The 7,792-nt window shown below is 41.0% G+C and carries 4 protein-coding genes and 1 pseudogene; 3 read left to right on the plus strand and 2 right to left on the minus strand.

Annotation, left to right across the window (positions count from 1 at the left end; all coding sequences use genetic code 11):
• Positions 1–92 precede the first annotated feature (92 nt).
• Positions 93–860 carry an SDR family oxidoreductase gene (locus DL897_RS16190; RefSeq protein ID WP_113660168.1) on the plus strand — a complete coding sequence of 256 codons (768 nt, stop codon included), beginning with the start codon at positions 93–95 and terminating at the stop codon, positions 858–860.
• A 105-nt stretch (positions 861–965) separates the two neighbouring features.
• On the opposite strand, the gene DL897_RS18375 is transcribed toward DL897_RS16190, so the two are convergent.
• Positions 966–1,133: a hypothetical protein gene (locus DL897_RS18375; protein WP_168188847.1), complete on the minus strand. Its 168-nt coding sequence runs from the start codon at positions 1,131–1,133 to the stop codon at positions 966–968.
• A 162-nt stretch (positions 1,134–1,295) separates the two neighbouring features.
• Between DL897_RS18375 and DL897_RS16200 the strand changes: the two genes are divergently transcribed.
• Both DL897_RS16200 and DL897_RS16205 read left to right on the plus strand, forming a co-directional pair.
• On the plus strand, positions 1,296–3,935 hold the full coding sequence (locus tag DL897_RS16200) for a transglycosylase domain-containing protein (protein ID WP_113660170.1): 2,640 nt from the start codon (positions 1,296–1,298) through the stop codon (positions 3,933–3,935).
• A gap of 187 nt (positions 3,936–4,122) precedes the next feature.
• On the plus strand, positions 4,123–6,567 hold the full coding sequence (locus tag DL897_RS16205) for a transglycosylase domain-containing protein (RefSeq protein WP_113660171.1): 2,445 nt from the start codon (positions 4,123–4,125) through the stop codon (positions 6,565–6,567).
• Between the two features lie 168 nt (positions 6,568–6,735).
• Here the strand turns inward: DL897_RS16205 and DL897_RS16210 are convergent.
• Positions 6,736–7,790: pseudogene (locus DL897_RS16210) on the minus strand (RNA-guided endonuclease TnpB family protein).
• Positions 7,791–7,792: the final 2 nt, after the last annotated feature.

Here is a 7,792-nt window from a genome sequence, read left to right on the forward strand (position 1 = left end):
GTTGTTGATCTAGAAACAGGATTCATAAGTGCTGCGTGGCGAAGATATCACCTCGGCAATATGATAAATCATGGATAGAAAGGAAGAATTCCATGCCAAAAAAAGTTGCATGGGTATTGGGTGGAGCAAAAGGGCTTGGCGTGATGGTCGCCAAAGGCTTGGCTCAAGATGGCTATCAACTTGTGATTAATTACCGGAAAAGTCGTCAAGCAGCCCAAAAGTTACAACATGAGCTACAGGAAATAGGAAGTGATGCTCTCATTTTACAAGGCGATGTGAGCCAATTATCCGCAGTTAAACAGATGGTTCAAGAAGTGATGCATACATGGGGACGGATCGACGTGCTGGTTTGTACAGCAGGTCCTTTTCATTTTAAACCGATTCCGCTGGTAGAGTTACAGGATCATCAGTGGGGGGAGATGATCGATGGTAATTTATCAAGTGTATTTTATATAACTCGTGAAGTGATTCCTATCATGCGGCAGCAAGGAGGAGGTCGAATTATTACCTTTGGTTTTGCTGGTGCAGAGCTTGCTCCGGCGTGGTCAGGTTACTCTTCTTATGCGGCTGCAAAAGTAGGGCTAGTGTCCCTGACAAGAACACTAGCTGAAGAAGAGGCATCTTTTGGAATTACAGTGAATATGATTTATCCAGGTGATATTCGTGATCCTTATAAAGAAGCGCTTATTTCAGAGGCACGTGGACAAGCTGATCCACGTTCACGAGTGGGACGACCTGGAACAGGTGAGGATATTGCTAGAGTGGTGCGATTCTTGGCGCATCCGGACTCTGATTGGATTACAGGTGCTATTATCCCAGTTACTGGAGGTTTTTCACTTCATTGGAATTATGTAAAATAAGTAAATAAACTGTAATACTATCGTAACATTCTAGTTTAAAAAAACGCCCATTTTTTAGCTATTTCGTTATAATGTATTATAGTTTATTGTTGTGTTGGGCTGAAATTATAGGGATGTTTTTTTTAGATAATATGCTAGTCCGAACCAAATAGCTGAGCCGATTAAGCCAGCGATGAAGCCTTTTAAACCATAATGTAGAAGGAAGAAAAGAGAAGCTAAAATTCCTAATCCACCGGTAAAGAGACTAGCAAAAATCGCTGCTTTGGAATTCATGTATCTTTTCACCTCTGCTTCAATATACCATATGGAGCTCTTTAATAGGTATAGGGGAGAAAAGTCAAACTCTTTATTGCTAAAACTGGGGGAAATCCCCGAATTTTGAAGAACTATCCTTGACTCAAAAGTAATGTTGAAAAAGTACCAGGAGGTTCGTTTATGAGTGATTTTCATCAGATGGACCCACCATTATCCAGATCACAACGGCATTCCCGGAGAAATCGAAAGACCAATCGACCTAAGAAGAAAGGCAACTTTGGTCTTTATTTTAAATGGTTTTCTTGGGCAATGCTTGTTTGCATCTTGGGGGTAACATGTTGGGCGGCTTTTATTTTCTTTACGACTCCAGAAGTGGACATTAATGCTTTAAAAAATATTAATTACTCTACTAAAGTTGTAGATGTAAATAATAAAGAAATTGGAAAGTTTGGAGTGGATGATACCCAAAGAGAGCTTATTACGTATGAGGAGCTAAACAAGCACAACTCTCTCTTGCTGGATACGATTAAAAAAGTAGAAGATGCTCGCTTTGATAAACATAATGGCATTGACTATTATGCTTTAGGTCGGGCAGTAGTTAGGAATATTATAGCAATGGGGAAAGCTGAAGGTGGTGGAACGATCACCATGCAGGTTGCCCGTAATATCGTCCTGCAGAGTAAAGAAAAATCTTATACACGGAAAATTAGGGAATTTGCTGTCGCTTTACAATTGGAGAAGAAATATGGAAAAGAGAAGATCCTTGAAGCATATGTGAACTATATTAACTTCCATCCAAGTATTCAAGGGATTTCCCTTGCTTCTAAGATTTACTTTGGCAAAGATCTTAAAAAACAAAAATTAGAGCCCGATGAAGTAGCCATCTTAGCCAGCCAGCCCAAGTCACCAACCGGTTATTATCCACTTGATCCAAAGCCTGAGATTAAGAAAAAAGCATTGGATAGACGGAATCTAGTTCTTGGGATTATGGCTCGGACAGATGAGATGCAGCCACTGATTAGTCAAGCCGATAAATCGAAGTATCAACAGATGGATATGGAGAAACGTGTCGAAAATCATTATGCTGAATTTGTTAAGCCGAAAAATACGAATGAAGCCTACTTACAGCTAGTCCAGTCAGAGATCGGTAAGTTAATCGATGATGGAAAGCTAGACTCAGAAGTACTAAAACATGGGGCTACGATCCATACCAACTATGAACCCAAAATGCAGCAAGCCGTCGATAAAGCAATGAGTAAGAAAGAACTCTTTGTTTCTAAACAGGGGAAAATGATTGATCCCAAACTGATGGATGCAGGGGTAACGGTAATGAAACCGGATGGTGCAGTGGTTGCTATTAGTGGGGGAAGAGAATATCTAAAAGGTTATTCCAACCGGGCACTAGAAAGACATCAGCCAGGTTCTTCGATCAAGCCATTGTCTGTATATACGCCTGCGATCGAGGATTTAGGCTATCATGAATATACACCGATAGTTGATAAAGAAGTGTCTGTACGTGGAAAAAAGATTAAAAACTATACCGGAAATTATGCAGGTAAAATCCAGATGTGGCAGAACGTGAAAGATTCATTGAATGCTTCAACCGTGGAAATGCTTCAAAAAGTAGGCTTAGAGAGATCATTTAATTATACTAAGAAGTTAGGCTTAGAGCTAGTCAATGCCGACTTGGACTATTCTCCGCTTGCTCTGGGGGGATTAACGAGAGGAGCTTCAACGCTTGAGATGGCACAAGCGTATACCGTGTACCCACAAAGTGATGGGAAGGTAAAAGAAGCTTTTACCATTAAGAAAGTCGATGATCCACTCGAGAAGGATTATGAGCGTGAGACAGAAGGTCAGGAAGTGTTTAGTGAGAAATCTGCATACTACATGACCCGGATGCTAGAAAGAGTTGTAAAAGAAGGAACAGGGGAAAAGGCACAAATTAAAGACGGTCGACCTACGGCAGGAAAAACAGGAACGGCAGATAAAGAAGATACCGTTTGGTTTGTCGGCTATACGCCACAATATATAGCAGCTGTGGATGTATTTAGGGTAAATACACCAGAAAATAAAGGCAAAGAGCTACAAATTAAGAGTGCTGTTCCAGCTAGTATTTTTAGTGAATTTATGTCCGAAGCGATGAAAGATATGCCGAAGGAAAACTTTAGACAGCCTGAAGGCGCGGCTCCTCCGCCTAAACCAAAAGAAGAAAAAGAGGTGAAAAAGCAGCTTAGCCTAACAGCTGAATATAATCAACAGGACAAAGCGGTCCATTTGAATTGGAGCGACCTTGGCGGCGACTATAGTTATACTGTGTTGAAAGATGGTAAAGATGCTGGGGCAATGAAAGTAGATCCGAATGTCAAGTCTGGACAAACTTACCAATATCAAGTAGTCGCAACGAATAAAAAGCAATCTGACGAAAAAATCGAATCCAATGTAGCGTCGATAACCATTGAGGATACGGAAGAAGAAGATCCTTGTAAAAATGATCCAAACTCGGAAGAGTGTAAGAAGAAAAAATGTGAAGAAGATCCAGAAGCAGAGGGTTGTGATAAAGAAGAAGATCCGAATAAAATCGATTGTAGTAAAGATCGAGCCAAGTGTAAGCAAATTGCTAGGGACGCATGTAAAGATAAGGCGGATGGTTGTGTAATTAATGTAGAGCAATGTCTCAAGCAATCGGGAGATATAGCAACTTGTAAAAGCAATGCCAATGCATTCCCACCTAAAACTCCAAATCCAGATCCAGGTCAAGATCCAGATCCAGGTCAAAATCGTCCCCCTTCTCTTTTACTCTCCCGATTTCGTCTCTGATCGACTCTATCCCAGTGCAGAAGCGCTGGGATCTTTTTTGCCTATATTGGTCAGATAAGGGGGAATATTCATCATAGTGGGCTCCTAGTTTTGACTATCTATTGCGCTCCTTCTTATGTATAGTTTGGTTATACTCTCGTAAATAAAGTGATACACATAGAAGGGATGAAGTAAAGGAGGGAGATTGATGAGCGAAAAGCAGAAGGGTGAAGAAGAGTTTGTACCTAAAGTGCGTAGCGTACGAATCAATGAGACAAAGCCACCAAAGGAATTACCACAAAAGGTAGAATCCAAGAAAGAAAGGGATAAAGGGAAATCGCCTATATCTTCAAAAGACAAACCTGTCCCTCGTAGTAAGTGGAAACTCTTTTTTACATGGAAGTGGCTCATGCTTGTTCTTGTGTCTTCCTTAGTTTTAATGATAGGTATGGTAGCTACGATTATCTTGACAGGTGAATATCTACCCTTAGAGCGAATCGATGAGAGTGGTCTGATTATTTATGATAAGGATCAGCGACGCATCATCCAGTTAGCCAAGGAACAAGACCCAGTCGAGCGAGAAAGAACGATTTATCACGAGTTTATATCTCTAGAAGAGTTAAAAACGAAAAATAAAAAGTTAATCGATGCCTTAATCAAAATGGAGGATGTCCGCTTTTACAAGCATAATGGGGTGGACTTTTATGCGATGGTTCGCTCGGCTGTCTCTACCTTAACAGGGAAAAGGGAGCAAGGCGGGAGTACGATTACCATGCAAGTCGCCCGCAGAGTCGTTTTGGGGACTCAAGAGCGAACGATTAGCCGGAAGTTAAAAGAGATGGCTGCTGCATGGAACCTTGAAAAAGATAAAGGAAAAGAGAAGATACTAGAAGCTTATTTAAACCGGATCGAATATGGCAATAATATTTATGGTGTTCAGACTGCAGCACAAGTTTATTTTGGTAAAGATTTAACAAAGGATCAGTTAACGCCTGGAGAAATTGCGATTCTGGTAGGATTACCCCAAGGGACGACTACGTACAATCCCTATCTAGGTGAAGATAATCGAAAGAGACTAAAAAAAAGACAGCTTGATGTCCTCTATGTCATGGCTCGGAATGATGATATGCCTCCATTGATTACAAAACAAGAAGAAGAATTTTGGTCCAAAGCGGACTTACCCATCAAAGATCAATCTAGTTTACAAGTATATAAAGAAAGGATATCAAATTTACCTTATCTTACTTTAATTCAGGAAGAAATTAATCGGAAATATCCCCATTTTAAAGGAAATAAACTATTTAGCAGTAACTTGAAAATTTATACGAGTCTAGATCGTACGATACAGCAAAAAGTGACGGAAGTATTAAAAAATGATCGCCACTTTGTTGATCATCAAGGAAATCCAGTATCAGCTGAGAAAGTTGATGCCGGGATTACGGTTTTAAACCCAAAAGATGGCTCGATCGTAGCGATTGGTGGCGGAAGACAGTATCGAGCTGGATTTCAGGTACGAGCGATTGAAAAACATCAACCAGGCTCGACCATTAAACCATTGACTGTGTATGCCCCTGCCATTGAGACAAAAGGGTTTCAAGCAAATTCACTCGTGTTAGATGCACCAATTGAGGTACAAGGAAAACAGATTCATAACTATGAACCCAAATATTATGGGATGGTTACTTTGGAAAAAATGGCAAAATGGTCATTAAATGCTTCCACTGTCCGTTTACTTCGTGATGAAATAGGATTGGATACAGCATTTGCTTATGGGAAAAAGCTAGGACTTCCTCTAGTAGAACAAGATAAAAATTATTCTCCACTGGCATTAGGTGGGTTGACTGAAGGGGTATCGAGTAAAGATATGGCTCAAGCTTATGCTGTTTTTCCTAATCATGGTCAATACTATGAAGCACATATTATCCGTGAATTAAGAGTAGCAAATCCCAATGGAACCGAAGAAATCATCCCGATTCAAAATCCGGCTCATCAAGTATTTCACCCAGAGACAGCGTGGAAAATGACACAGATACTTAAACAAGTAATTGAAGACCCAAGTGGAACAGGATATCAGTATGCGCGCTTAGCAGATGGACGAGAAGTGGCTGGGAAGAGTGGAACTACACAGAATAGTGAAAAATCCTGGTTCGTCGGGTATACGCCAGACTATGTTACATCGGTTGTCGTCTTTAACCAAGGAGTCAAAAAGGGAGAAGATCCGCCTCTGCCTCTATCCGGAAGCGGTATTCCGGCGAAACTATTTAGTCTGATAATGACCGAAGCACATCAGGGCAAGCCTATTCACCCCTTTACTCAATCATCAGCTAGCAAGCCAGAAAAATCCACCCCATTTGGTTTACAAGCCATCTATGAAAAAGGGCGAGTTACACTCAGTTGGCCTGCAAAAGGTGAACAAATCCGATATACGATTTCCCGTTCTACTGATGGGAAAAATTTTGTTGAGCTAGCACATGATATACGTAAAACGAGCTATGTTGATGAGGTGATTCCCCCAACCCTATGGAATCAAATTGTATCTTACTTTTGGCCGAAGTCGATAACTTATTATTATAAAGTGACTGCGATCGATCCGAAATCACCCATGCAACCAACATCTTCGGTTGTTAAAGTCTCGATGTTGGGAAATGAATGATCGTGTTTACTTTGACACTCCACACGGCTGAAGCCGTGGGATTCTTGGGTCGTTAGCGTCCGTAGTCTGTTTCCGTTTTGGACAACGCCCAAGTTCAGGGGTGTGTCATCACCCCATCCCATGTGGTTAGAGTGTACCCACATGGGTGGCGTACCTGTTACCAGTACGCTAGGCTACTAACCCAGAAATGGCTTTAGCTATATTGATTGCTCCATTCAGATCAGCATGGCAGGTATAACCACACTTTTTGCATCTGAACTGGATGCCATTTCGATTCGCTTTTTCACGATGACCACATTCACAGGTTTGACTGGTGTAGTCTGGTTTAGCTAATTCAAAGCGGATACCTACCATTTCTGCTTTGTACTTAATCATTTTCTGTAGCTGATAGAAAGCCCATGAATGAAGGTTTCTACCAGCTTCTTTTTTAGACTTTGCCCTATTTCGAATCTCCGTCAAATCTTCCATTCGAATGATACCAACACCGTTGGTCAATGCGAAATCTACGATTTGACGGCTGATTTTATGGTTCTGATCTTTCATCCAACGAGACTCTTTATCTTTTGATTTTTTGATGGCGGAAAGTTTTTTCAGTTTACCTAGCTTTCTTCGTCTAGCCGCAAAACGTCTACGAACAAAAGCAACTTGGTTTCCTTTGAAGAATAATGATTTTGTTCCAACACTGGCGACAGCTATGTATCTCAGTCCTAGATCAACTCCCATGACTTTAGTTTCTTTCCGTTGTTCTACTTCAAAAGTGATTGGAATGGCGATATACCATTTTCCTTTTTTCCTGTATAGCTCGCTGGCACCCTGTTTGACGGTTCCGTTTAGGATTCTCTCTAACCATGCCTGCTGATAAGGACGGGCTACAACGGGTACACCGATCCGCTTTTCCAAAGTTGGAAAGGAAACCGTATAGAAGTCTCCAACCTTTTCCATCTTGAGATTCTGATTGTTGAAGCAACACCATAGCTTTTTGAATGATTTCGCGTTTTGGTTTTTCTTTTTTGATTTGACTTCCCGAATCGTCTGGTTCACTACAGCAGACGGAAATTTTCCATGAGAAAGCTCTTTGAAAATCTTACTGGCTACTTGTTCACCTCTGGGTGAACAAGTAGCCAGTTAGCAAATGCTGTGTTTATTTCCGTCATTCGCTGATACATATCCTGTTTGGCTTGAGTTGGCTTATGTAGTTCTAGCCTTAGTGTGATCGTCGGCATTG

Origin of the sequence: Thermoflavimicrobium daqui (assembly GCF_003313465.1) — a bacterium.
Classification (GTDB): Bacteria; Bacillota; Bacilli; order Thermoactinomycetales; family Thermoactinomycetaceae; genus Thermoflavimicrobium; species Thermoflavimicrobium daqui.

Bases quoted from the DNA above. Each gene is read 5' to 3' on its own strand.
- DL897_RS16190 (WP_113660168.1), top strand. From the start codon at position 93: ATGCCAAAAAAAGTTGCATGGGTATTGGGTGGAGCAAAAGGGCTTGGC.
- DL897_RS18375 (WP_168188847.1), bottom strand. From the start codon at position 1,133: ATGAATTCCAAAGCAGCGATTTTTGCTAGTCTCTTTACCGGTGGATTA.
- DL897_RS16200 (WP_113660170.1), top strand. From the start codon at position 1,296: ATGAGTGATTTTCATCAGATGGACCCACCATTATCCAGATCACAACGG.
- DL897_RS16205 (WP_113660171.1), top strand. From the start codon at position 4,123: ATGAGCGAAAAGCAGAAGGGTGAAGAAGAGTTTGTACCTAAAGTGCGT.